General features: G+C 30.0%; 30 protein-coding genes. All 30 read right to left on the bottom strand.

Features of this window, described 5'->3' with window-relative positions; genetic code table 11:
• Positions 1–175: 175 nt before the first annotated feature.
• On the bottom strand, positions 176–961 hold the full coding sequence (locus ACY1IQ_RS18255; RefSeq protein WP_461615325.1) for a flagellar hook-basal body complex protein: 786 nt from the start codon (positions 959–961) through the stop codon (positions 176–178).
• 15 nt (positions 962–976) lie between these two features.
• The gene (locus ACY1IQ_RS18250; protein ID WP_461615324.1) at positions 977–1,759 is read right to left on the bottom strand and encodes a flagellar hook-basal body complex protein; all 783 of its coding nucleotides are present in this window, start codon (positions 1,757–1,759) and stop codon (positions 977–979) included.
• Complete coding sequence (locus ACY1IQ_RS18245) at positions 1,756–1,878, bottom strand: hypothetical protein (RefSeq protein WP_312573555.1); 123 nt, start codon at positions 1,876–1,878, stop codon at positions 1,756–1,758. The genes ACY1IQ_RS18250 and ACY1IQ_RS18245 overlap by 4 nt, the downstream gene beginning before the upstream one ends.
• A gap of 77 nt (positions 1,879–1,955) precedes the next feature.
• Positions 1,956–2,447, bottom strand: coding sequence for a hypothetical protein (locus tag ACY1IQ_RS18240; RefSeq protein WP_461615323.1), 492 nt, complete (start codon positions 2,445–2,447; stop codon positions 1,956–1,958).
• Between the two features lie 239 nt (positions 2,448–2,686).
• Positions 2,687–3,415 (bottom strand): FliA/WhiG family RNA polymerase sigma factor, encoded by a 729-nt coding sequence (locus ACY1IQ_RS18235; protein ID WP_461615322.1) that lies wholly within the window; start codon positions 3,413–3,415, stop codon positions 2,687–2,689.
• Positions 3,408–4,076, bottom strand: a complete 669-nt coding sequence (locus ACY1IQ_RS18230; RefSeq protein WP_461615321.1) for a flagellar brake protein — start codon at positions 4,074–4,076, stop codon at positions 3,408–3,410. The genes ACY1IQ_RS18235 and ACY1IQ_RS18230 overlap by 8 nt, the downstream gene beginning before the upstream one ends.
• 10 nt (positions 4,077–4,086) lie before the next feature.
• A complete protein-coding gene (locus ACY1IQ_RS18225) occupies positions 4,087–4,959 on the bottom strand; it encodes a MinD/ParA family protein (protein ID WP_461615320.1) in 873 nt (290 codons plus the stop codon).
• On the bottom strand, positions 4,953–6,143 hold the full coding sequence (gene flhF / locus ACY1IQ_RS18220) for a flagellar biosynthesis protein FlhF (protein ID WP_461615319.1): 1,191 nt from the start codon (positions 6,141–6,143) through the stop codon (positions 4,953–4,955). The genes ACY1IQ_RS18225 and flhF overlap by 7 nt, the downstream gene beginning before the upstream one ends.
• Positions 6,143–8,206, bottom strand: a complete 2,064-nt coding sequence (gene flhA / locus ACY1IQ_RS18215; protein WP_461615318.1) for a flagellar biosynthesis protein FlhA — start codon at positions 8,204–8,206, stop codon at positions 6,143–6,145. Before flhA ends, flhF begins: the two co-directional genes overlap by 1 nt.
• 226 nt (positions 8,207–8,432) lie before the next feature.
• On the bottom strand, positions 8,433–10,286 hold the full coding sequence (locus tag ACY1IQ_RS18210; RefSeq protein ID WP_461615317.1) for a fused FliR family export protein/FlhB family type III secretion system protein: 1,854 nt from the start codon (positions 10,284–10,286) through the stop codon (positions 8,433–8,435).
• Positions 10,287–10,304: 18 nt separating this feature from the next.
• Positions 10,305–10,568, bottom strand: coding sequence for a flagellar biosynthesis protein FliQ (gene fliQ / locus ACY1IQ_RS18205; RefSeq protein WP_461615316.1), 264 nt, complete (start codon positions 10,566–10,568; stop codon positions 10,305–10,307).
• A gap of 12 nt (positions 10,569–10,580) precedes the next feature.
• A complete protein-coding gene (gene fliP, locus ACY1IQ_RS18200) occupies positions 10,581–11,396 on the bottom strand; it encodes a flagellar type III secretion system pore protein FliP (RefSeq protein WP_461615315.1) in 816 nt (271 codons plus the stop codon).
• A 30-nt stretch (positions 11,397–11,426) separates the two neighbouring features.
• Positions 11,427–11,783, bottom strand: a complete 357-nt coding sequence (locus ACY1IQ_RS18195) for a flagellar biosynthetic protein FliO (protein ID WP_461615314.1) — start codon at positions 11,781–11,783, stop codon at positions 11,427–11,429.
• A gap of 11 nt (positions 11,784–11,794) precedes the next feature.
• Positions 11,795–12,262 (bottom strand): flagellar basal body-associated FliL family protein, encoded by a 468-nt coding sequence (locus ACY1IQ_RS18190; RefSeq protein WP_461615313.1) that lies wholly within the window; start codon positions 12,260–12,262, stop codon positions 11,795–11,797.
• A gap of 6 nt (positions 12,263–12,268) precedes the next feature.
• On the bottom strand, positions 12,269–12,997 hold the full coding sequence (locus ACY1IQ_RS18185; protein ID WP_461615312.1) for a flagellar motor protein MotB: 729 nt from the start codon (positions 12,995–12,997) through the stop codon (positions 12,269–12,271).
• A complete protein-coding gene (locus ACY1IQ_RS18180) occupies positions 12,990–13,799 on the bottom strand; it encodes a motility protein A (protein ID WP_461615311.1) in 810 nt (269 codons plus the stop codon). Before ACY1IQ_RS18180 ends, ACY1IQ_RS18185 begins: the two co-directional genes overlap by 8 nt.
• Before the next feature lie 12 nt (positions 13,800–13,811).
• Positions 13,812–14,003: a flagellar FlbD family protein gene (locus tag ACY1IQ_RS18175; RefSeq protein ID WP_461615310.1), complete on the bottom strand. Its 192-nt coding sequence runs from the start codon at positions 14,001–14,003 to the stop codon at positions 13,812–13,814.
• Positions 14,004–14,473: 470 nt separating this feature from the next.
• A complete protein-coding gene (locus ACY1IQ_RS18170) occupies positions 14,474–15,451 on the bottom strand; it encodes a flagellar hook-basal body complex protein (RefSeq protein WP_461615309.1) in 978 nt (325 codons plus the stop codon).
• Positions 15,452–15,528: 77 nt separating this feature from the next.
• On the bottom strand, positions 15,529–15,933 hold the full coding sequence (locus ACY1IQ_RS18165) for a TIGR02530 family flagellar biosynthesis protein (RefSeq protein WP_461615308.1): 405 nt from the start codon (positions 15,931–15,933) through the stop codon (positions 15,529–15,531).
• Between the two features lie 18 nt (positions 15,934–15,951).
• Positions 15,952–16,677: a flagellar hook assembly protein FlgD gene (locus tag ACY1IQ_RS18160; RefSeq protein WP_461615307.1), complete on the bottom strand. Its 726-nt coding sequence runs from the start codon at positions 16,675–16,677 to the stop codon at positions 15,952–15,954.
• Positions 16,678–16,689: 12 nt separating this feature from the next.
• On the bottom strand, positions 16,690–18,012 hold the full coding sequence (locus ACY1IQ_RS18155) for a flagellar hook-length control protein FliK (protein WP_461615306.1): 1,323 nt from the start codon (positions 18,010–18,012) through the stop codon (positions 16,690–16,692).
• A gap of 5 nt (positions 18,013–18,017) precedes the next feature.
• Complete coding sequence (fliJ, locus tag ACY1IQ_RS18150) at positions 18,018–18,455, bottom strand: flagellar export protein FliJ (RefSeq protein ID WP_461615305.1); 438 nt, start codon at positions 18,453–18,455, stop codon at positions 18,018–18,020.
• Between the two features lie 217 nt (positions 18,456–18,672).
• Complete coding sequence (fliI, locus tag ACY1IQ_RS18145) at positions 18,673–19,980, bottom strand: flagellar protein export ATPase FliI (protein ID WP_461615348.1); 1,308 nt, start codon at positions 19,978–19,980, stop codon at positions 18,673–18,675.
• A gap of 27 nt (positions 19,981–20,007) precedes the next feature.
• Positions 20,008–20,766 carry a FliH/SctL family protein gene (locus ACY1IQ_RS18140; protein WP_461615304.1) on the bottom strand — a complete coding sequence of 253 codons (759 nt, stop codon included), beginning with the start codon at positions 20,764–20,766 and terminating at the stop codon, positions 20,008–20,010.
• Positions 20,750–21,766 (bottom strand): flagellar motor switch protein FliG, encoded by a 1,017-nt coding sequence (gene fliG, locus ACY1IQ_RS18135; RefSeq protein ID WP_461615303.1) that lies wholly within the window; start codon positions 21,764–21,766, stop codon positions 20,750–20,752. Before fliG ends, ACY1IQ_RS18140 begins: the two co-directional genes overlap by 17 nt.
• Positions 21,767–21,769: 3 nt before the next feature.
• Positions 21,770–23,323 (bottom strand): flagellar basal-body MS-ring/collar protein FliF, encoded by a 1,554-nt coding sequence (fliF, locus tag ACY1IQ_RS18130; protein WP_461615302.1) that lies wholly within the window; start codon positions 23,321–23,323, stop codon positions 21,770–21,772.
• A gap of 15 nt (positions 23,324–23,338) precedes the next feature.
• Entirely contained in the window at positions 23,339–23,644 is a 306-nt protein-coding gene (fliE, locus tag ACY1IQ_RS18125; protein WP_461615301.1) for a flagellar hook-basal body complex protein FliE, read from the bottom strand.
• A gap of 10 nt (positions 23,645–23,654) precedes the next feature.
• Positions 23,655–24,086 carry a flagellar basal body rod protein FlgC gene (gene flgC, locus ACY1IQ_RS18120; protein ID WP_461615300.1) on the bottom strand — a complete coding sequence of 144 codons (432 nt, stop codon included), beginning with the start codon at positions 24,084–24,086 and terminating at the stop codon, positions 23,655–23,657.
• 2 nt (positions 24,087–24,088) lie between these two features.
• The gene (flgB, locus tag ACY1IQ_RS18115) at positions 24,089–24,484 is read right to left on the bottom strand and encodes a flagellar basal body rod protein FlgB (RefSeq protein WP_461615299.1); all 396 of its coding nucleotides are present in this window, start codon (positions 24,482–24,484) and stop codon (positions 24,089–24,091) included.
• A gap of 574 nt (positions 24,485–25,058) precedes the next feature.
• Entirely contained in the window at positions 25,059–25,910 is an 852-nt protein-coding gene (locus ACY1IQ_RS18110) for a flagellin N-terminal helical domain-containing protein (protein WP_461615298.1), read from the bottom strand.
• Positions 25,911–26,114: the final 204 nt, after the last annotated feature.

Raw genomic sequence — 26,114 nt, 5'->3', positions numbered from 1 at the left:
AACGTATTATTACATATCTTACAGACACTATTATATTATTTGAAATTTAAAAAATCAACATATTTTCTGAATATTTTAATAAAAATCCACCTTAAGAAATAAGTTATTCTTCTCTTAAGGTGGATTTTAAATTATATGTTCTTATTTATTATATATGCTAATTCTTCTAAATTAACTATCTTAAGCTATTTACTAGTCCCCACATTTCATCAGTAGTTTTAAGTCCTGTTGAGCTTAATTGAAATGCTCTTTGAGTTAATATCATATCTGACATTTCTTCAGCTACATTGACGTTTGAATTCTCTAAATAACCTTGTTGAATATTTCTATTCCTTGTCTCATACATAGTAGTACCTTCTCCAGGTACAAATAAACTTTCTCCTACTGAAAGTAAAGAAGTATCTCCTATTGAATTATATGTTTTAATACTTCCTACTTCTATAAAATTACCCTTTTCTTCTCTATATAATACTCCATTTTTATCAATAACAAAATTTTCATTTGTAAGTCTCATTCTTCCATTAGGATAATTTACTTCATTTCCATTTCTATCTACTACACTTAATCTATTTCCATTTCCATCAACTAAAACTCCAGTAGAATCTACTTTAAAGCTTCCGGATCTTGTATATGCTGCAGTATTATCTGCCATATATATTTTAAAGAATCCTTGTCCATCTATAGCTAAATCACTATTATTGCCGGTTTCTACTAAACTTCCTTGAGTTACTTGTCTTACTGCTTTTCCTATTTTCACCCCTGTACCATAGTTCAGATTTTCTGCACCATCAGTAGTAGGATATCCTTGACGCTCTAAAGTGTCTTGATATAAATCGGAAAATTGAGCTTTTAATTTTTTATATCCAGTTGTATTTACATTTGCTAAGTTATTAGATATAGTATCTAATTTTCTTTGTTGTGCAACCATTGCACTTCTATTGCTATTTAAAAGAGTGTACAAATTCTTTCCCTCCTATTATCTCACTTTACCAATTTCGTTAACTGCTTTTCCTAAAGTTTCATCTAGTGTTTTCAAAACCTTTATATCACTTTCAAAATTTCTCATAACAGCCATCATATCAGCCATTTCTTCAATTACTTCCACATTAGATCCCTCTAAGGCATTTTGTCTAACCATAGCTCTCTGTGCTACTTGTGGGTTGTTTCCTTGATATAAATTATGTCCAACCTTTTTTAGTCCATCATAGTTTTCAAAATCTACAATTCCAAAGTTATAAGTCATATTTCCGTTTATTTTAATATTACCTAATTTATCGCAGGTAAGCTCTCCACTACCTACATTTATTGGTTCTAATACGTTAGTCATCAAATTTCTACCTAATACCATTTCTCCATTTGAAGTTACTAGATATCCTGCCGGATTAACTTGAAAATGTCCATCTCTAGTATAGTAATTACCTGCATCATTAACTCCTGTTCTTTGAACAGTGAAAAAACCATTTCCTTCTAGTGCAAAATCAAAGCTACTATCTGTATCTTTAACTAATCCTTGAGTAAAGTCTATATTTTTTTCATTTATTTCTGCACCATTACTTAATGTTCCTATATTAACCCTATAATTTTTACCATTAACGCTTCTATCTTTATTTGATATCATAACTTCATCAAAGCTTTTAATAGATAAATTTTCTGATTTATAGCCTGTAGTGTTTGAGTTTGCAATATTGTTCATTATTACATTTTGTTTTGCTTCACTAGTTATAAGACCAGAAGCAGCATTATATAATCCTCTTATCATTTTTTCACCTCATCCTTAATCATAATTTTTACCTCATCAGGATATTTCATTCCTAAAGCCCTTGCTTTCACCTCTATTTGTGCATCACTAAGTTCATAGTTCAACTTAGAAAATCCCATAAATATTGTTCCTATAATTATGCCTATACCTATACCTAGTAGTATCTTTCTATCAGCAATAAAATTTATATGTTCCCTTATTTTAGATATAACTCCTTTATTAATAATATTTCACCCTTTCCTAGGCCTGATTTTTCAACTATTTCCTCTATACTAAGATTTTTTTCAAAAAGCTCTTTTATTTGTTGAATTTTTATATTATTTTCTAAAGTTTCTTCCTTTGTTTCTTTCTTTACTTCTTCAAAATTAATTGATTTGTTTTGTTTTTCCTCTGATTTTTCTTTAATTATAGGCATATTAAATAATTCTAATTTTTCCTCTAATATATTATCGTAATCTTTTTCTTTATACTTAACATCATATTTTTCTTTTAACTCTAATATTTCCTGTTGAAGTTCTAATATTGTTTCACTAAACTCTCTTCTCAGTTCTCCTAATTTTACATCTATTTCATCTGTACTAAACTCTGCATCTTTAAAGGCTTTATCAAAAGATTTTTCTTCTTTCTTAATTGCTTTAATATTGAAAACTATTAATATAATACCTATAAATAATAATGGTATTAACATGTTACTCCCCCTTATACAATGGAGAATTGACAATGGACAATGGAAAATTATTGACACTTCTCTTTTATAAGAGAAGTTTTGAATTGATTTCTTCTTTTAAGTTATAAAATAACTTTTTATAAAAATCTAGCAATTATATTGCTAGTAAAAAAAGTTTATTAAAGAAATTAGTTTGAATAAAAATAATTTCTACCTTAATTGTCAATTCTCAATTGCTTTAAGTTGTGGATTTAAATGATTTAAGAATTAATATCATACTTAAGTTTCTTTAATATCTTTCTTAAATTTATTAGTGCTTTACTGTGAAGTTGACATACTCTTGATTCTGAAACATTTAAAATATTTCCTATTTCCTTTAAAGTAAGTCCTTCATAATAATAAAGTGTAATTACTAATTTATCTTTTTCTCTTAATAAATCTAAGGCTTTAGCCAGATATTCTAATATCTCTTTTTCTTCTAAAGATTTTTCTGGACTTGGACTTTTTTTATCCTCAATAGTTCCTATCAATGAAATCTCATCTTCTTCGCTAAACATTAAAGTTTCTAAAGATACTACTGAGATATAATTAATATAGTTTTCAACTTGAGTAACTTCTTGAATAGATATGCCTAATTCTTCTGCTATCTCATAGTTATTTGGTTCTCTAAATAATTTATTTTGCAATTTTTCAATAGCATCATTATACTTATTAAGCTTGTCCATAGAGCCTTTTGAAATAGGACTATTTTTTCTAAGTTCATCTATCATAGCCCCTTTAATTCTTATAGCTGCATAAGTTGAAAATTTCATTCCTTTGCTCTCATCAAATTTGTTTAAGGCGTCCATAAGACCTACCATACCATAGCTGACTAAGTCCTCATATTCTACATATTTAGTTTTCCCCATGATAATTCTAGAAGCAATATATTTCACTAGTGGTATATACTTTTTTACAACTTCCCCCTTTGCTTCTACAGCACTATTCACGTCCATCACCCCTATTAGTCTTAAGTGTTTTTCTCATTTCATTAAATATATATTTAATTAATTTTTCTCTTTCATTTCCTTCAATTGATACAAAACTTAATCCACAAATATATTTTTCCTCTTTATCACGTTCTACTCTAACAACTCTGCTCAATGCTATAATATCCTCATCATCAATTTTTAACTGAGTTATAATATAGTCACCATTCTTAACTTCTTCTGCAATCTTTATCTTCATACCGCCGCCACTTAAGTCTAATGCATATCCTACATTAAAATCTAAAATATCGTAATTTTTTAAGTCCTGTGTTGGATAATTAGGTGCTAAATAATAATTTACTATACCTGTATAATTAATCCTTACATATTCTCTTCTCTGTATTTTTTGTATGTTATAAGGCTTACTTATAACTATAAGTGGTATCTTCTCAAACTTACGTCCAATTACATCTATTTTGAACTTAAAAACATTTCCCTTTCCATCATTATATATAGCTTCGTAGACTTCTCCCTGCCTCATAGCTACATAAGTATGGTTTATCATTGGTAATCCTATGGATAACGTCCTTTCATCTACCTCTTGAATTATGCTTTTTGCATATCCCTCTTCAGTGATAACTTTTATTCTATTGTTAGGATAAAAATTTATATTTGATGTCATGGCTATCCCCCTATGAAAAAATACTAAATATCTTTTTAAATAACCTCTGTACTCCTAAATTATGTTCTCTAAGTACAAGCCCTTCTAATTTTTTTGCAATATTTTCTATATCTCTTGCTGCTTCTGAATTTGGATAATTAATACAAAGTGGTTTTTGTGCTCTAACAGATTTCACTACTTTAACATCTTCAGAAACTATACCTAAAAAATTTAATTTAATATTTAAAAATCTTGATGAAGCACTGCTAAATTTTGCGAAAGTATCCGCTCCTTCTTCTCCATCTAGAGCTCTATTAACTATTACACTTCCACTTTCTCTAATTTTAAAATGACTTACAGCCTTAATAAGACTATAAGCATCTGTTAATGAAGTTGGTTCCGGTGTAGTTACTACTATAAACTCATCACTACAAGCTATAAATCCTAGCACACTTCTGTTTATCCCCGCACCGGTATCCATCAAAATATAATCAAAGCCTTCTATATTTTCTAGTTTATTTAAAAAGCTTTTACGTTGTACCTCTGTTAAATCATCCACTCTTGAAAGACCAGATCCTCCAGGTAAAAGTTTAATTCCTAAGGGTCCTTCTATCATTACGTCTTCAATATCTTTGTTATTAAAAATCACATCAAAAATATTATATTTAGGAAAGCATCCAATTAATACATCATCGTTGCCCATACCTATGTCTGCATCAAATATTAATACCTTTTTTCCCATTTTCTGAAGAGTAATGCCTAAATTCACTACTATATTACTTTTTCCTACTCCTCCTTTACCAGAAGTAATAGTCAATATTTTAGTAGTTCTATTTTCATTTTTGCAATTAATTTTGTAACTTTCCTGTGCTAATTGTCTTAATGTTGATGCTTGATCTAACATATATTTTTCTCCCCTATTATCAAGCTAGCAATCTCACTACTTTCTGGACATTTAATATCTTCTGGAACATTTTGACCTGTAGTTATAAAGCTTAAAGGGACTCCAACCTCCTTAATAATATTTAATATTGATCCATAAGTTGAAGTTTCATCTAATTTAGTTATTATTACTCTATTAAAGTTTAAAGCTTTATAAGAATCAGAAATAATCTTAATATCTTTATTTTTTGTAGTAGCACTAACAACAAGATTTATACTTTTAGCATTTGTCTTTTCAACAAAAGCTCTAAGCTCTGACAATTGCATGGTGTTTTTACTACTTCTACCTGTAGTATCAATTAAAATAACCTCACAATCTTTCATACTTTCTATAGCAGCTTCCATATCTTTCATGGTAAATACTACTTTGAAAGGAATGTTCATAATTTCAGCATAGGTCTTTAATTGCTCTACTGCTCCTATTCTATAAGTATCGATAGTAATTAACCCTACCTTCTTTTTTTCAACTAAAGCTAATTTTCCTGCTAATTTAGCAATTGTAGTAGTCTTTCCTACTCCTGTTGGACCTATGAATACTACTGTACCTTTTGCATCTAATTCTTCAATGCTAACCATGTTCTCTATTATTTTCTTTACTTCTTCTAACTTCTCTTCTTCACTTCCATCGCTATTTATGGAGTTTAATATATCTTCTGTTGCTTCCGTGCTGACATCTGCATCCTCTAAAATTAATCCTAAGCTTGTTTTATCTGTAACCCCTATAGAATTATTTATCTCACCATTTAACAAAGAAGTAATCATATTTTTCATTTCCATAACCTCTTTGTATATTTCTGTATTTTCTTTCTCTTCTATAGGCTTTTCATCATTTCTGGTATTTTTAGTTTCACTAAACTTATCATTATTTATTGATATTTGACTTTTTAAGATTGCATCGATTAAATTTTTCTCATCTTCTTTACGAGGCTCCTTTGGATTCTTAATATCTAAATCCACCTCAAAATTGTCTTTTTCCTTTGATTCTATTGCTGCTGTAACTTCTAAAACCTTTTTTCCAAAGAAGCCTTTAATTCCAGATTTTCTAATTCTTCTTTGACTTATAATAACTGCATCTTTTCCTAGCTCATGTCTAATTCTAGTAAGAGCTTCATTCATATTAGTAGCTACATATTTTTTTATTATCATTATATAGATACAACTCCTTCAGCTTTTATCTCAATATCATTTGGTATTTCGTTTAAGGATAATACCATAAGGCTTGGAAAAACCATCTCTATAAGTTTTCTAAAAGCTGGTCTAATTTTAGGTGAAACCAATATCACAGGAATGTTATTATTAAAATATGTAACATCCAAAAGATCTCTTAAAGAATTAAAAATATTTGTAGTTATATCAGGATTCATTGCTGGGAAAGAACCTTGAACAGATTTTTGAATACTATTAGATACCATATTCTCTATATCCGGTGATAAAGTTAATACTGTAATACTATTATTTTCATCTACAAGTTCATTACATATACTTCTTCCTAGTGCAAATCTTACATATTCAGTTAATAGTTCTATATCCCTAGTATTTCTAGAATTATCCGCTAAACACTCTAATATAGTTACCATATCTTTTATTGATATCTTTTCTTTTAATAAATTTTGTAATACCTTTTGTACTTCTCCTATAGTCATTAAATCTGGTATTAATTCCTCAACTACTGTACTATATTTTTCACTAACTGAATCTATAATCATCTTAGTTTCTTGACGACCTAATAGTTCATAACAGTGACACTTAATAGTTTCTGTTAAATGAGTTATCATTACAGTGGTTGGATCCACTACTGTTAATCCTTTAATTTCCGCCTCTTCCCTTTGGTCTTTATTAATCCAAAGAGCTGGTATTCCAAAGGTCGGCTCTATAGTTCTAATTCCTGGCATAGTAATATCCTCGTTACTTGGATCCATACATAAGAACATGTTCGGCATAAGCTCTGATTTTGCTATTACCGTTCCTCTAATTTTAATTACGTACTCATTAGTTTTTAGCCTTAAATTATCTCTAATTCTTATTGGCTGTACAATTATTCCCATTTCTATAGCACATTGTCTTCTTACAGAAGAAATTCTTTGCACCAAATCTCCTCCTGCAGCATCATCCGCTAAAGGTATAAGTCCATAACCTATTTCTATTTCTAATGGCTCTACTGAAATTAAATTCATTACATTTTCAGGCTCACGTTTTTCTGTTTCGATGATTTCTCTTTCTTCTATTTCCATTTCATCGATAACTTTTTGTTTTTCATCCTTATGTAATAAATAAGCACTGTATCCACTAGCTGCTGATAGTAAAATAAAAATTCCACTTGGCATACCTGGTATGATGGCAAGTACAAGTAAAACTGCTGATGCCATTGCTATAACCATAGGAAAAGCTGTTAACTGTGATCCTAATTGTTTACCAAAGTTTTCATCACTACCAGAGCGAGTAACTAATATACCTGAAGAAGTAGAAATTAATAATGCTGGTATTTGGGATACTAATCCATCTCCAACGGTAAGTATAGTATATTTAGCAGCTGCATCTCCTATGTTCCATCCCTTCATTACTACTCCAATAACAATTCCTGCAGCAATATTTATTATGGTGATTATAATACCTGCTATAGCATCTCCTTTAACGAACTTAGATGCTCCGTCCATAGCTCCATAGAAGTCTGCTTCTCTTTGGAGATTTTTTCTTCTTTCTCTTGCTTCTTCCTCACTGATCATTCCTGCATTTAAATCCGCATCAATACTCATTTGTTTACCTGGCATAGCATCAAGAGTAAATCTTGCCGATACTTCTGATACCCTACCAGCTCCAGCAGTAATAACTACAAATTGTATAATAACAATAATTAAGAAAATGATAATACCAACTACATAATCACCTCTAACAACGAACTGTCCAAAGGTTTCTATTATATCTCCGGCATATCCATCGCCTAATATTAGCCTAGTAGAAGATATATTAAGTGCTAATCTAAATAGTGTTGTTACTAGTAATAGTGTTGGAAACACTGACAATTGAAGTATGCTAGTGGTAAACATTGTAATAAGCATTATAATAACGGATATTGAAATATTTATTGCTAAGAAGATATCTAAAAGTGTTGGAGGAAGAGGAATTATAATCATAAGTACAATTCCAATAACTCCAAAGGCTATAATAATATCTGAATTTTTCTTTATATCAAAGTTTTGAAAAAATCTCATAATTCTCATCCTCTACTATAAGTTTATTTTTCTTCTTGTTCTTTTTACTATATAAGTTTTATCAATGAATAATTGACAATGGACAATTGACAATTACGGATATTTCTCCTCTAAAGGAGAATGTTATATTTATCTTTTTTATAAAAGTAATTTAGTAAAATTAATTGGTTGAAATCTAAATTCAACTTAATTATCAATTGTCTATTGTCAATTTCAATTGATTAAGTTAGCTTTTATTTTTCTTATTTAGTTTATAAACTATGGCTAAAATTTCCGCAACAGTTTGATACATTTCATATGGTATTTCTGTATCTAACTCCACTTCATTATATATAAGTCTTGCTAAGGGCTTGTTTTCAATTATTGGAACGTTATTTTCCTTAGCTATTTCTTTAATTTTAATAGCTATATTATCTTGTCCCTTTGCAATTAATTTAGGAGCTGATTTTGTGTTTTCTTCATATTTTAATGCTACTGCTATATGAGTTGGGTTCGTTATAACTACTGTAGCATCTGGAATAGTTTGCATCATCCGTTTCATGGACATTTCTCTTTGTTTTTGTTTTATTTTACCTTTAACAACAGGGTCTCCTTCCTGCTGTTTAAATTCTTCCTTTACCTCTTGCTTAGTCATTTTTAAATCCTTATTAAATTGATACTTTTGATATACGAAATCAATAATACCTATAATAATCATAATCAAGGTTACCTTAGTTAATATCTCAACTATCAATTCTCCCAAGGAAGTTAAAATTGCTTCTACTCTAAAGCTACCAAAGTTTAATACCTGCTCATAATTTGAAAGTATAAACTTATATCCAACATAAGCGATAATTATAATGATGATTAAATTTTTTATTAAATCTACTACTGCTTTTAAGGAAAACATTCTCTTAAATCCACTAATAGGATTAATTTTCTCTAATTTAGGTTTTAATGGCTCTGCGGTAAGTATTTTACCAGATTGTGCTACATTGGCCAAAATCCCCATAATTGCTATTGGTACAGCTATAGGCAAAAATACTATAGCTATCCTAATAAAAGAAGTTATGAATATTCCCCTTAAACTATTATTATCTATAAAAATCGTAGGATAATCTTTTAAAAACATAATTAAAGTTTGTTTTAAACTATTTACTATATATCCACCTAAAATTGATACTAATAGGGTTATAACTAAAAGTCCTAGCGCAGAAGTTAATTCTTTACTTTTTGCAACTTGTCCTTTTTTCTTAGCATCACTCTTCTTCTTTGGTGTTGCTTCTTCTGTTTTCTCACCACTTTCACTGGCGAAAAATATAAATACACAAGGCATTATATTAAATAATCCTTTTATTGCCTCAAGCACTGTATCAAAATTATTTACAATCATCTTCATAAATACAGGAAGAGATAATGTAAAACAAGCTAATCCTACTAATATTTTTATAGGCATACCAAGCATCATTATATTAAGTTGTGGCATTACTCTAGCCACAAGTCCTAAAGTAAAATCTGTTATAATAATTATCAGTACAATAGGTATTGCTATCTTCAGCCCAATGGTAAAAAACTCTATTATTACCTGAATCATATAAGTAGCTAATTCAGGCTTTAAAGCTAATCCACCTATATTTACTAATTGAAAACTTTCTACTAAACAATTTATTACTATGTGATGTCCATCTATTAGTAAAAATACTATTAAGCACATCCAATAAAAAACTCTTCCTAATATACTTACTGTTTCATTAGATATAGGATCATATAATGATGACATGGAAAAAGAAACATGAAAATCTAATAATTGTCCTGCCATCTGTGCTGCACTAAAGCATAATGTAGTTATAAAGCCTAGTGCAAGTCCTATTAGTATTTCTTTTCCAATTAATACTATAAAAGTGGCAGAATTATTCACTGTTAAATCAGCTATATTAATAAGTGGTACAAATATAAAAGTTAGTACTAAAGATAAACCTATTTTAAATCTTTGAGGTGTACCACTTGGAAAGAAAGCTGGCACATACATAATAAAGGATGTCAGCCTACAAAACACTAATATAAATACTATTAATTCACTTATATTTGTTAAATCTATCAAAATTTTCCCCACCTAAAATCACATATTAGCTATAATTGAAAAAATATATTCTGTAAAAGTAGTCATAGTATTTATAATAAAGCTAGAGGTCAAAAGTCCAATTAAAGCCACTGCAATAATCTTAGGTACAAAGGTTAGTGTTTGCTCTTGTATTTGCGTAGTGGCTTGAAAAATACTTATGATAAGACCTACTACTGTAGCCACTATAAGCATTGGTGCTGCAATAACAAGAGATGTTTTTATTAAATCTTTTAATAGAGATATTACTAAAGTTTCTGACATACTCTCACCTCACTACTTAAAACTCATAATTAAAGACTGAGAAATTAAATTCCATCCATCTACTAATACAAATAACAACAGTTTAAAAGGTAGTGATATCATTGCTGGTGGAAGCATAAACATCCCCATTGCCATAAGTACACTAGAGGTTACTATATCCACAATTAAAAATGGTATAAATAAAAGGAATCCTATTTCAAAAGCAGTTCTAAGTTCACTTATTATAAAAGCAGGTACTACTGCATATAAAGGTACCTCATCATAAGATGGAACTTCTGCATTATTTTCATCCTTTACAGTTTTTACAGTATCCTCTAATTTACCAACCTCTAAAAATAACTTTAAATCTTTTGCCCTTGTTTGTTTTAACATAAAATCTTTTAGAGGCTGTACTGCTTTATCATAAGCTACCTCTGTAGAAATTTTATTGTCTATATAAGGCGTAATAGCTTCATTGTTAATCTTTCCAAAGGTTGGTGCCATCACAAAGAAAGTTAAAAACAGTGAAAGTCCAATTGTAATTTGTCTTGGAATAGATTGTTGAACTCCTAGTGCATTTTTTAGCAGTGATAATACAGTTACAATTCTTACAAATCCTGTAGTCATTATTATTATAGAAGGAAGTAACGTAAGAACTGTAAGCAGTAGTATTAGCTTTATATTATCTACAAATTCTTTTGGATTGGTATCTCCGTTATTAAAATTAATGCTCACATCTGGAATAGGAATTCTATTTCCAGCAGTAGCATATGCAACCTTATAGCTAAAGAACATTATTATAGCTGCAAATAAAATCACTTTTAAATATTTACTGTACTTACTTTTCATAAAATCGTCCTCTTCATTTTTGTTTAATTGCTACTTCTTATGATTTTTCCTTATTAAATTTGTTACAAAATTAGAGCTGTTATTAAAGTTAGTACCATAATACTGCTTACTGCTTTGTTCTGCTTTTAAAAGCTCCTCTTCAGTTAATTCTTTTAGAATTTCTGTTTTATTATTATTTGAGCTCATTAAATATCCTTTATCTCCAATTTTAATAACCATGATAAAACTATCCTTGGATAATTGAAGCCTTTCTACTATTTTCATATACCTACCCGGTGGTGAAATATAAAATTTATTAGTCAATTTACCAAGTAGATATATTAAAAATAGTATAAAAGGTAGGAAAATCAAAAGCTGTATTAGGCTTTTCCAAAACTGTACATCCATTTATGTCTCACCTACTGAACTAAAATTTCTGAAAAATACACATCAACTATTTTTCCTTCGCTTAAGATTTCATTCACCTTTTCATTTAGTTCTTTCTTTAATGGATCAATTCCCTCTGGCGATAAATCAGTAGTTTTCTTTGTTCTTAGAATGTTTGCAATTACATCCCTTATTTTTGGTTTTTTAGTTTCAAGTTCTTTAGTAAGTCCTCCATTGTTTTGATAACTTAATGCTATTTTAATTTTTAAATATCTTGGCTTACCTTCATCTGCTAAATTTACTAAAAGCTCGTCTACTTCAAAGAAAACTTCATCTTTTAAAACATTAGTTCCAGTAGCTACTACATTTGGATCATTTTTTGGAGAATTTTTAGTAGCTATAAAAAATCCTGCAAAAGCTGCTCCTCCTATCAATAGTAAAACTAAAAGTACTATTAAAATAATCTTAAAAACATTACTTTTTTTATTATCTTCACCCATAAGTTATTACTCCTTTTCCTCAGTAACAATAATAATATTAACTCTTCTATTCATTGCTCTATTTTCATCACTATCATTTGGTACTATTGGATCATATTCACCATAAGCGTTAGCAATAAACCTTTCAGGATTTGGCTGTTTTTTATCAATAAGAAAGTAGTCTAACACACTTAGTGCTCTCGCAGAAGATAAATACCAGTTGCTTGGAAACTGTTCCGTACTAATAGGCATGTTATCAGTGTGACCTTCAATTATTATACTGTTATTTATCTTTGCTATTAATGCGTTAATTTCATTTAATATCTTCTTGCTATTTGGAAGTAATTCTGACTTAGCAGATTCAAAAAGTACTGTTTCCTTTAGCTGTATGTTGATTCCTTTTTCATTTTCAAAGACCTTAACATCATCTTGAAGATTACTTTCTGAAATTAACTTAGACACTTGCTCATATAAATTATCCTGTACATCCTGATTATCTACATTTAAAGAATCAGTGGTGTTTTCAGGTTTACCTACCACAGGTACTTGTCCAGATGCTATGTTAAACTCTAGCATACTCGTATTAGCTTTACCTGAAAACATGCTTTGAAAAGATGCTGATATTTGTTGAAACTTTTCTGCATCTACTGTTGAAAATGAATAGAGTAAAACGAAGAAAGTTAAAAGCAGAGTCATGGTATCAGCAAAAGTATTCATCCAGGCATCTGTTTTAATTTCAGTTTTTTTCTTAGACATTTTCTGCCACCTCATTGTTATTTACACCCATAGCCTTAATTTCTGCTCTTTCTGATGGTGATAAATAAGCACTTAGTTTATCCTCAACAATTCTTGGATTCACCCCTGATTGTATGGCAATTACCCCTTCAATAATCATCTCCATGCTATTAACTTCTTGAGCAGTTTTATAATCAAGTTTTTGTGCCATTGGTATAGCTATTATATTTGCTAAAATAGAACCATAAAAAGTAGTAATAAGTGCTTTTCCCATACCTTTTGTTAAGTTTGCAGCATCATTCATGTCTGCAAGCATTTGTATAAGTCCAATAAGTGTACCTAACATACCAAAAGCTGGTCCATAAGCTCCTAAGGATTTTAGCATTGCAGATCCATCCTCATGACGCTTTTCGAGCTCCACAATTTCAAGCTGCATTATTTCTTTTATTGCCTCAGGCTCAATGCCATCAACTACCATGTTTAGTGCTTTTCTCGTAAATTCATCTTCAATGTTTGCTATATCATCCTCAAGTGATAATAATCCTTCTCTTCTTGCTTTTCTCGATAAGTTGGTGAAAAGTGTTATTGTATCTACCTTTGAAGTAGTTTCTTCTTTAAAAGTTTCAACTATAACCTTACCAAGCCTTTTAATTTCCTTCATTGGGTAAGAAACTAAAAGTGCTCCTACAGAACCCCCTACTGTTATAGCAATGGAGAATGGATCATAGAATATCGTGAGGCTGCTTCCACCTAGCATACCTAGAATCATAAGTGCTATAGCGGTAACAAGTCCAATTACTGTTAGCAAATCTTGCTTTTTCACATCCATACCCTCCTAAAATTTTGAATTGTAAATTTTATTTTTATATTGAATTACTTTTTCCATAACTTCATCAATGGTGTTAGCTAATAAATACACCTTTCCATTGGTCAAAGTAATAATTGTCTCTGGTACTGCTTCCATCTTTTCAATATGGTCGCAATTAAGAACTATCTCTTTTTTATTAAGTGTAGTAACCTTTATCATAACTTCACCTACTTAGGCAATTGACAATTGAAAATGGAGAATGGACAATTTGGGATAATTCTCAGTGGTCTGAGAATTTTAAATTTAATTAATATCCATAGTACAACTTCTTCTGTCAATTTAATTTTTTAATTAGTTCTTTAATATAATTTGATAATTGCAAATCGATAATAAGCAATTTAGGATAATTACCAGCAGCATATGAGAATTTTAAAATTATATTTTTAAGTAGCAATTACTTTTTTATTTTAAGGGTTACTCATAAATTTTAGAGTGTAGATTACAAACTTTCATGCTGCTGAGTAATATCCATAACTGTAAATTATTTTTTTATTTCTTTAATTATTTTTAAGTAAAGAATTATTTTTTATTTTAAAAATTACTAGGTAACTTCTAAAATATAGATTATTAATTTCTCAGTGCACTGAAAATATCTATAATCGTTAATTATCCTTTATCAATTGGTTTAACTATCTTTTTAAGTTAACTAACTCTTGAAGTATTTCATCTCCTGTAGTTATAACTTTACTACAAGCTTGGAAAGAACGGCTAGCAACTATCATATCTGTAAACTGCTCAGCAAGGTCAACGTTTGACATCTCAAGACATCCTTGAATCATATCACCATAAGCTTTACCATTATCAGCTGCAGCACCCTTTCCAGTTCTCACTATTGCAGCTCCTGAGTTACTAGTTGGAGTGTACATATTTTGTCCTACTGCCTCTAGTGCTCCTGTATTATTAAATGTAGCCATAGCAAGCTGACCTAACACAGTAACACTGCCGTCAGATAGTGTAGCTTTTAAAAGACCATCTTTTTCTATTGAATAGCTTTGTATCTTCATTTCTTTGCCTTCTTTTTCTACTGTTTCTGGTATTGCTAAAGGAACTAACTCAGTACCTGCTGTCAAAGCTTCATCTGCATTCTTAAATGTAGCTTTTATTCCATCTGCACTATGAGTTATAGAGTCATTAATTACATATCCCATTACTCTATATCCATTTGGAGTTACTAAATATCCTTCACTAGTTAATCTAAAAGCACCATCTCTAGTGAAATAATTTTCCATATCACCACCATTAACAGAGTTATTGGTACCATCAAGGCCAATTTTTCCTGTTACAGGTCCTTTAGAAACTACAAAATACCCTGCTTGATCTATAGCTACATCTAGTGGTCTTCCTGTTGGTTGAAGGTTACCTTGTCCTGTATTTACATCTATACTTTGAAGTTGAACACCCATACCTATTTGTTTTGGATTTGTTCCACCCATGTTTAAACTTGAACCTGTTGCATTTGCTAGATTTTGTCTCATACTATCTTGAAAGGTAACTCTTGAACCTTTAAAAGCTGTAGTTCCTGAGTTTGCTATATTGTTACCTATTACGTCTAACTTTCTTTGATTAGCATTTAATCCAGAAATCCCTGAGTACATTGCATTTAACATATTATTTTCCCCCTATAATTTAAATTTTTCTTATCTCTGTCATTCAATAAGAATACGGCCTCCACATCTGGTCCAGCCTATAGTAATACAACACTATCAATGTTAGTTATTACATTTGATTGATTTTCATTTTTATCTATGGCAGTTATTATAGTTCTATTTTTTATACTGGCAATCAATCCAATATTTTCGTATAAAATTAGAGACTCCCTACTACCTTTTTCATTTGCTTTATTTATTCCCTCATTGATCTTTCCTATCAGTTCTTTATTAAGTTCTATATTTCTTTCTTTAAGTCTTAATGCAGCATGATTTGATAATACAAACCCTTCTGTCTTATTGATCTCATCTTTAAAAAAATCATCAAAGACCTTTTCTTTTTTAATGCCACATGACCTTTCATTGTTAATGGATTTTTTATCTTCGGTACCTATAAAACTACCTACAGGATATAAAATTCCATTAATTACTCTGTATCCCACAAAACTCACCACAACTTATTATCTAATTTTCATGATATGATCAAAAGGATAGTCCTTTATTTTACCATCACAGTCAATTTTAACTTTAATTCCCTCTTCATCTCTAAAGATTTCTTTAACAATACCTATATCTGGCTTTTCCTCTTCTTTTGCATACATCTCAACAGTTTTTCCTATTAAACTTGAACCATTTACAAAATTAATGTAGTCTAAAGTGTTATCAGGATTATTTATAACGTTGCTTACTGAATCATAATCAAAGTTTTTAAGCTCTCCATCAGCAGTTGCCACTGTTACAAATACATTAGATCCTATTTTATAAACTTCAGTAACCACACCAAATTCCTGTTCACCTTTAGCATTATAAGCATCTAGGGCTACAAATTTTCCTGTTAAAGAAGTAGCAGAGGACAATCTCATGGTAGTATTTAAGTTATTCATCTGCTCAAGGCCAGCAAATTGTGCCATTTGTGCAACATACGCTGTACTATCTTGAGGGCTAGTTGGATCTTGATTAGCAAGCTCTGCTGCAAGTATTTGTAGAAAGGCATTTTTATTTAAGTCCTCTCCAGGTTTAACAATTTTAGTGCCTCTTTCTGTATATACTCTATTCTGGAAATCCTTACTATTAACTTTTTCTTTTCCATCTTCATTCTTGCTATCTTCTTCTGATTTCTTATTATCTGCGTTTACTCTACTTTGCCACATATCAAACATATTTTTCATGTTGTTATCAACTTTCAAAACTTTCACCTCCTATATCAACAAATTTAATGAACTGTCATCTATAATGGAAGCTTCTTTTTCCAATTCAATTTCTTCCATTACAGCTGAAACCTTACTTTTACTTTGCTCACCATTAAATCCTTGGCGACTTTCTCTTTCATTGCCACTAAAATAAGTTGTATCATCGTTGTATATAGCTACTTCTACCTGTTGTATTTTAATATTTTCATTTAGTTTTTCTGTAATGTCTCTTAAGTTAGCATTTAAAAGTGCAACAGTATCTTTATTAGAGGCTTTTAATTGAGCTCTCATAGCTTCTTGTTCCATCGTAAGGTTTATAATTACTTCACCCAGGTGCTTTGGATTTATCTTTACTGTTAAATCTTTAATATTATTTAACTCCATAAACCTTATAGATTTTACGATGTCTTCACTAAAAGTAACCTTATTTATAAGTAGCTTGTCCACATTTTTTACTTCTTCTAGAGAAATTTTAGAATTATTAAATACATTCATAAATTGGTTTACTCTTGTAAGTTTTCCATCTTCCTTATCACCTATAAGCTTTTCAAGAAGCTTTTCTTCTGAAGATAGGCTTTTCTTTAAATCTCCATTAGAAGTATTTTTACTATTTTCATTTTCAATAGCTATTTTTTCTTCCTTAGCTACAATCTTATCTTCTGGTTTTATCTCTACTGAAACTTTATCACTTCCAGTATTATCTTTTACTTCTCTTGCAGCTATTAATGTGCTATTTAAATCTTTAAATGCTTCTACCTTTGAATTATCACTAGCTATTCCTGCTTTAGATATATCCTTTAATTCAGGTAATGCTTCAGTTAATTCTTTTATTAATTTATTTACTTCTAAGTTAAAGTCCTTATCTTCTCCTTTTACTGACATAAGTTTTAACAGCATATCTTTTAGTGGATTATTGTCCTTAATCAAAGCTTTATTATCTAGTAATTCTGTTAAATCTTCCACATTTTTCAATAAAGTTTTTAATAAATCTAAAGTAGAGTTGTCTATTCCTTCAATATTCTCAATTAAACCTTCTACATTTATGTTGATATTTTTATCATTCTCCATAGCTGAAAACATGTTTAAAAGCATAGCTATTATATCCTTATGACCATTATCTTCTTTCTCATTAATATCCTCTAATAGCTCTTCTTTAATAAAACTTTTATCTTCTAAAGAGTTAGTTTTATTTTTTGATGGTTCTGATACTTTTTGAAGCACTTTTTCAAAATCTGATACTTTAGACTCTTTAGCTTTTATTGTGTTGTTATTACTTGATGGTTTGCTTTGATTTTGTAAAACCTCTAAAATATTCATATTGATATTATTCATTATTCTCACCTCCTTTCAGCAAATTTTCTTACATATCCATAAAGTGCAAATTCATCTACTTGATTTTGCTCTTTTCTATTTTCTTCATTTATATATCTTCCATAATCTTTTTCTTTTAATATTTCTACAGTCTTTCTTTCTACCTGCGATTTAACTAATTTTTCTCTTTTTTCTTCAACAATTACTTCTTTCTCATCTAGTAGTAAACTGGTATCTTCGATAGAATTATTGACCACATTTAAATAATTTTGCACTATTTTTTTCTCTATAGTTGACAGATTTAATGGTATATTCTTATATTTGTTATAACTATCTTGAAGACAATTTAACTCCATTTCCACCCTATTTTTTTCCGACATAGCTTCCATAAAAGATATCTTACTTTTATCCTCTATATCCTGTCTAAATTCAAGCAATTTTTGCAATCTAAATTTATATCCCAACGGTATCACCCCAAAAACTTAATTAATTCACAGCTCACAACTCACAATTATTTATTTTAAAGTAATTTATTACTTTAAATAAGTTATTCTACTGTTTAAAACATATTCTTTAAATTTTTCAAAGTCACCACTTTTTATTGAAGTACCTTCATTTATTTTATTAAAATTTCCAATGTAAATTGGAAATTATCCTTAATTGTGAATTGTGCATTGTGAATTATCTAAACATGTTCATAAGTCCCTCTATGCTCTCATCAAAATTACATTTCTCATTAATTCCCTGTTTTAAAAAGCTTGTAAGAGGCTCATTGTATTTTATAGCTAAATCCACCTTTTCATTGCTACCTTCTACATAAGCTCCTAAATTAATTAAATCCTCTGAATCTCTATAAGTAGATAACAAATCTCTAGCCAATGATGCAGATGCTTTATGAGTTTCTTCTGCAATCTCTGGCATAAGTCTACTAATACTACTTAAAATATCAATAGAAGGATAATGATTTTTAGCTGCTAAACTTCTTGATAACACTATATGTCCATCTAATATACCTCTAACTGCATCCGCTATAGGCTCATTAAAATCATCACCATCAACAAGTACAGTGTAAAAGGCCGTAATTGATCCTTTATCAGACATACCACTACGCTCTAAAAGCTTAGGTAGCATTGCAAAAACAGAAGGTGTATATCCTTTTGTAGCTGGTGGCTCTCCAATAGCTAATCCTACTTCCCTTTGAGCCATGGCAAAACGAGTAACTGAATCCATCATTAAAATTACCTTTTTTCCCTGATCTCTAAAGTATTCTGCAATAGCAGTAGCAGTAAAGGCACCTTTTAATCTTACAAGAGCTGGCTGATCAGAGGTAGCACAAACTATTACTGATTTTTTAAGACCTTCTTCCCCTAAATCTTTTTCTAAGAAGTCTAGAACCTCTCTACCTCTTTCCCCTATTAGTGCAATTACGTTAACGTCCGCCTTTGCTTCTCTTGCAATCATTCCTAAGGTTGTGCTTTTTCCTACTCCACTACCAGCAAAAATACCAACCCTTTGTCCTTCGCCGCAGGTTAAAAAAGCATCAATAGCTCTAACACCTGTTGGAAGTATATCCTTTATCCTTCTTCTTCTTAATGGATCTGGCGGCATTGCTTCTAAAGGATATAATGTATAAGTAGAAATTTCTTCTTTTTTTAATGGATTCCCCAATCCATCAAGAACCTTTCCGAAAAGTTCTTCACTACATTTAACACTTAAAGCTTTTCCACTAGGTACAACTCTGCACCCCGGCGCAATACCTACCAAATCACCTAAAGGCATCAATATGACGTTATCTGCTTTAAATCCTGTAACCTCTGCTGGTATTCCAACATTTTTTTGATTGTATATGGTACATACTTCTCCTACAAATGCCTTCATGCCCTGCACTTCAATTGTAAGACCTATAACATTTTTAACAATTCCTTCAATATAGTTGTAATTTGTATTTTTTGCTTTTTCATTTAATTTGTTAAAATCTAAGGATAACATCATACATCACCATTCCTACACTAATCTCTATCTTTCAAAGATTATTTCCTTAAGTTTTTCACATACATAACCCATATCCACTAAAATTTTACCGCTGTCTTTTTCAATAGTAGCAGCTCCATTGCCTAAGCTATTATCTTCAATAACAAAGATATCACCTGTAAAAGCAAGCTTATTTTTCATATTTTCTACTTCGCCTTTTAAGCTACTTAAATGATTAGAATTGCATTTTATAATAAAATACTCTTCATTTTTTTCTTCTGATAATGCATCAAATATGATTTCATTAATAGCTTCACTATCTTCAACCTCTTTTTTAAGTACAGAAGAAGTCATTTGATATATAAGTTCTCTAATATGGATTTCTTTTTCTTCAATATAATTCTTATATTCAAGCTTAGCATTAGCTAAAACTGCATTAGCATTTTTTATAATTGCTTCCCCTTCAGCTATTGCCTTTTCCATACCTTCTTTATACCCTATGCCATATCCCTCATCATATCCTTTACTACTTGCATTATTAAAAGCTTCAATTTCAATTTCTTTTGCTCTTTCTGTAGCCTCTACAATAATTTTGTTACTTTCTATATGAGCATTTTCTACTATATCTCGTGCTATATTTTTAAAAGATACTAAGACTTCCTCAGTATTTTCAATAGTATTTTCAATCTTCTCTTCCTCTTCTGCTTCAAAGTCATCTATTACTAAAGGTGCTTTGGTGCAAATCTCTTTCTTACCTTCTGTTACAACATAATGATTTTTAATAACATTATAAGATGATTGCATCTTCTCCACCTCTTGCTATTTGAATTTCCCCTGCTTCTTCTAGTCTTCTTATTAGTGATACAACCTTTTGTTGTGCTTTTTCAACATCCATAAGTCTTACTGGTCCTAAGAATTCCATATCCTCTCTTAATGTAGCAGCTGCTCTCTTAGATTGATTTTTAAATATAACATTTGCCACTTGTTCTGAAGCACCTTTAAGGGCAAGACATAATTCCTTGTTATCCACTTCACGAAGTACTCTTTGAATAGCCACATCGTCAAGAGTAATGATATCCTCAAATACAAACATAGACTCTTTAACTTTTTCGGCAAGTTCTGCATCTTCTCTTTCAAGTCCTTCTGTAATATTTCTTTCTGTAGATCTATCCACTTGATTAAGAATATTAACTAATGACGCAACCCCTCCAACTATTGTAGTTTCACTATTATGAATTACATTGGATAGCTTATCATTTAGAACTTCTTCAATTTCCTTAACTACTACAGGATAAATAGTGTTCATAGTTGCTATTCTATATGCTACTTCTGCTTGTAACTCAACTGGCAACTCTGACATGATCTGTGCTGCTTTATCCGGTTGTAAATAACATAATATAAGAGCAATAGTTTGTGGATGCTCATTAGATATTACATTCATAAGCTGATGAGCATCTGCCTTTCTTGCAATAGAAAAAGGTCTATATTGTTGAGTTATTTCTGTAACCTTCTCCAATATTTCCGCTGCCCTTTGAGTTCCTAAAGCTTTGGCTAAAAGATTTCTTGCATAATCAAGTCCACCTTCTAATATGTATTCCTTTGCTTTATTCATTTCTAAGAACTCGTCTAAAATAGCTTGTCTTTGCTCTGATGATACAGTACTCATATTGGCAATTTCATAAGTTACCTTTTGTATCTCTCTTTCTGGTAACTTTTTAATAATGCCTGCAGAAGCTTCAGGGCCTAATGTAATAAATAATATTGCTGCTTTTTGAACTCCCGATAATTTTTCTACCTTAGCCATTTATTATCCCCTCTCATCTTCAGCTAGCCATGATTTAACAATATCTGCAACTTGTTCTGGTTTATTAGAAGCATACTTTCTAACTTCATTAGCAACATGTTCTTTTTCTGTTTCTGCTTCTAAATTTAATGTTTCAAATATCTCTTTAGGTTTAACGTCATCTCCAATTATCATATCAAAATTTGGAACTTCCACCTCTTCCTCCTCTTGTTTAGATTTCCTAATTGCAGAAATAACTATAGCTAAAATAATTATTGCAGCTACACCAAAAATACCCATATAGATAAGTTTATTTCTCTTAGCAATTCTTTCAGCTTCTTTCATTGATTCTAATTCTTTTTCTGCTAAATCTTTTTCAGCAGTATTAAATTGTAGCGCTTCTACAGTAATCGAGTCTCCTCTTTTTCTATTAAAGCCTATAGCCTCAGAAACTAGATTATTTATTGATGTTCTAGTTTGATTATCAATTGCTCCATCTACAACTATAGATGCAGACACTCTTTCTACTTGGCCTGGTGCTTTAATAACTGTTTCTTCTGCCTTAGATAACTCATAATTGGTTGTATTTTCCTTATGTGTAACGTTTTCCCCATTTGCATTAGTATTCTGATTATTATTCATATTATTGTCTACAGGACTTCCAGAATTATTCCCTTCACCATTGTTTGAAGTTGTAATTTCATGCTGACTTACAACTGCTCCATCTTTGTCGTATTCTACTTTATTTTGTTGAACAGCGTCAAAATTTAAATCTGCGTTAACTGAAACTCTAACTTTTTCTTTATAGATTGGCTCTAAAACATTCATTATCTTTTTCTCATATTCTTCTTCTATTTGTTTCTTTGCTGCCAACTGTTTATCAGTAGATTTTGTTATTGCATTTTTTTCTTCATTAAAAAGATCTTCTGTTAACAATTTAAAGCCATCAGCTACAATAGCCACATTTTCTTTTGGTAAATTTTCCACACTGCCAGAAACCAGTGCCACAATAGCTCTTACTTGATCCTCAGATAATTCTTTACCTTTTGCTAATATTAATGTAACTGAAGCAGTAGCTGGAGCTGGTTTAGTTATAAAAGCTGATTTATCTGGTATCACTAAATTTACTTTTGCATTTTCTACTTCTGCAAATGATTTAATTGTTCTTTCTAATTCTCCAGATAGTGCTCTTTGATACATAATTTTAGATTCCTTATCAGTAGGAGCAATTTTACTATTATCAAAAAGCTCAAATCCATGACTTCCTTCTTTAAATGAAACTTCTGATAAAAGCTCCATTCTAAGCTGATCTACAGATTTTTTCTCTACTAATATAGAATTATCTTTTATTTTATATTTGGTTTTCTTTTCTTTTAAATTGTTAATTATCGCACCTGAATCTTCTGGCGTCATATTTGAAAACAACACAACATATTTAGGCTGCAGAATGATTACTGTTATAGTTATAAGTGTTATTATTGCAACGGAACTTATGATACCTAAAGCTATCTTTTTAGCCTTGCTCATCTCTTTTAATTTTTCTTTTTGTTTATTAATACTCTCCGATAGCTTGCTCATTCTGTGCACTCCTTACTATACCTGCATTTTATTAAATTCTTCATAAGCATTTACTAACTTATTTCTAATTTGTACTGCTAATTCGAGAGATAACCTAGCTTCCTCAGTAGCTACTAAAGTTTGATGTAAATCCATATCCCCTTTTATAAAAGATATAGCTGAACTTTCTGCTTCTATTTGCTTATCATTAACTTTACTAAGTTCTTTCTTTAGTAAGTCCCCAAAGCCAACAGATGGTTCTTCTTCTACGTTCGTAAATTGTTTTGGCTTTAATCCATCAGTAAAAATTTTAGTATCTGGCACAAAACTATTAATTTTCATCCTAACTCACCTATCTTCCAATTTCTAAAGTTTTTGATAACATTGCCTTTTGTGAATTTAGTGCAGTAATATTTGCTTCATATGACCTTGAAGCTGCAATTAAATCCACCATCTCATTTAATATATTTACATTAGGCATTAAAACATAGCCTTCTTCATTTGCATCTGGATGATATGGATCATATACCTTTCTAAGCTCAGATTTATCTTCCTCTACTCCTACTGCCTTAATTCCCATATGTTTTTCTACAAGCTTTCCAGTTTGTTTATTTAATTCATTTGTTAAATTTTCTTCAAATACTGCTATCTTCCTAATATAGGGTTTCCCATCCTTTCCCCTTGTTGTACTAGCATTTGCAATATTTCCAGTTATAGTATCCATTCTCAATCTTTCTGCTGAAAGACCACTTGAACTTATTCTCATTCCCCTAAAAGCTTCCAAAGCTAATTACCTCCTTTAATCACTATACTCCTCATATTAAATCTTGTATTAGCCTGTTTTACTAAGGCATCATACATTAAATTGTTAGCAGCTTGGCTAGTCATTTCACTTTCCACATCCACATTATTTCCATCTTCTCTCATACTACTTGTGGTATCTGTTTTAACCTCTAATTCATTACCTTTAATACTTAAATGCTTATCATTTGTCTTTTTCATTAAATCTTGAGATACCTCATTTTTTAATGCCTCATCAAACTCAATGTAATGTCGCTTATAATTTTTAGTATTAAGATTTGAGATGTTGTTATTTATTACCTTATTACTGGTAATAGTTACATCCATTCCCTTTTTAATTAAATTATAGCTCATATTATCAATATTTCTCAAATTTACCACCTCACACTGACTATATTATTTTGACAAAAATTCAATAAATCCTTCTTAATTTTTAAAAATTTTAATATTTTTATGAGATTTATATACTTTTATTTAAATTCTCTGTGAATATTTACATGCAATTATACATAATTTAGAAAATTATATATTTTTTTCTATATATTTCTTCAAAATTATCTAAATTTTTGTAATATTTTTATAAAAGTTTATAAATTAACTTAGTATACGATATTATATAGGATAATTTGACATTTTATAACTTTTAAGAAAGTATCTTAAAGAAAATAATTAGCATGCTAACTAGTTATTTCTTTCAAATATCTAAACTAAGCCCAAAATAAAAGATGGCTAAACATTACTAGTCATCTTTTTCCTTAATTCTATTTTACGTTTAAAAATAAAGTTAAAATTCTTTATAAACAATTTAATATTGGCATAAAAAACTTAATAATTTGTCTTCATAGTAAACCTTAAGGAAAAGTTAACTACAACTTTTCCTTATATAGATTGTCAACTTCTCAGAAATATCTGAGAAGTGTCATAAATTTTCCATTGTCAATTCTCAATTGTATTATTATCTTCCTTTAATATTTTGCAATATTGTTAAAATATCTTGAGGCATTTTATTGGTTTGAATCATTAATGCTAATGAACTTTCAATCAATAAGCTATGTTTAGAGTATTCTATAATCTCTAAACTTATATCTGCTCCAGTAAGCTCAGCTTCTACACCTTCAATTTTTCCAGAGAATTCATTAAGAATTGTAAAAGTACTATCCAATCTATTGGTCAAAGCTCCATGCTTACTTCTTGTGGCAGTAGTTATATCTAAAGCCTTATCTAGTTTCTCAATGGAACTGTCAATATTTCTAACATCTATTTTTACATTACCACCTCCATCTACTAATCCTAGTCCACTAGGTGTTAAATCATATTTTGGAATCTTAGTTATTTCTCCAGCATTTCCACCACATAGTAAATCAATAGTTTTGGGATTTTCTATAGTGCTTTCCTCTTCTGCCAACAATTTTATCCCATTAAATTCACTAAAGTTAGCTATATTATCTATTCCTTCAACAAGTTGATTTATTTCTCCTTGAATAGCATCTAAGCTTTCATTAGTATGACTTCCTCCAGCACTTAATACTAGTTCTTTTATTCTTATTATAATTTCACTTATATTTTTTGTAGCTCCATCAGCAGCTTGAAGCATACTTACTGCATCTTGAGTGTTTTTAGCTGCCATTTGAAGCCCTCTTGTCTGGATTTTAAGCTGTTCACTTTGCGCCATCACATTGGGATCATCTTTTGCTCTTAATATCTTATATCCTGAAGATATTCTTCCTAGTGCAGAGCTCTGATTCACTATATGTTTTGAATATTGCCTATAAATATTTAGGGAAGGTATATTGTGACTTAATCTCATTGTTATCAACTCCATATCCTTTTATTTATTACTCTAAATACTATCTTATATGTCGTAGCTACTTTATAAAACTTTATAGCAAAAAAGTCGTGACTATTAATCACAACTTTTTAATATCTCTAATCTTAATTATAAATTAAGCATATATTTCTTTTTATTTAAGAATCTATAGAATTATTAATTTTTCATTTATAATTTAAGATT

It is taken from the genome of Clostridium sp. Marseille-QA1073, from assembly GCF_054863625.1.
Note: the sequence above shows the minus strand (reverse complement) of the source record. Positions and strands in the feature narration are given on the sequence as shown.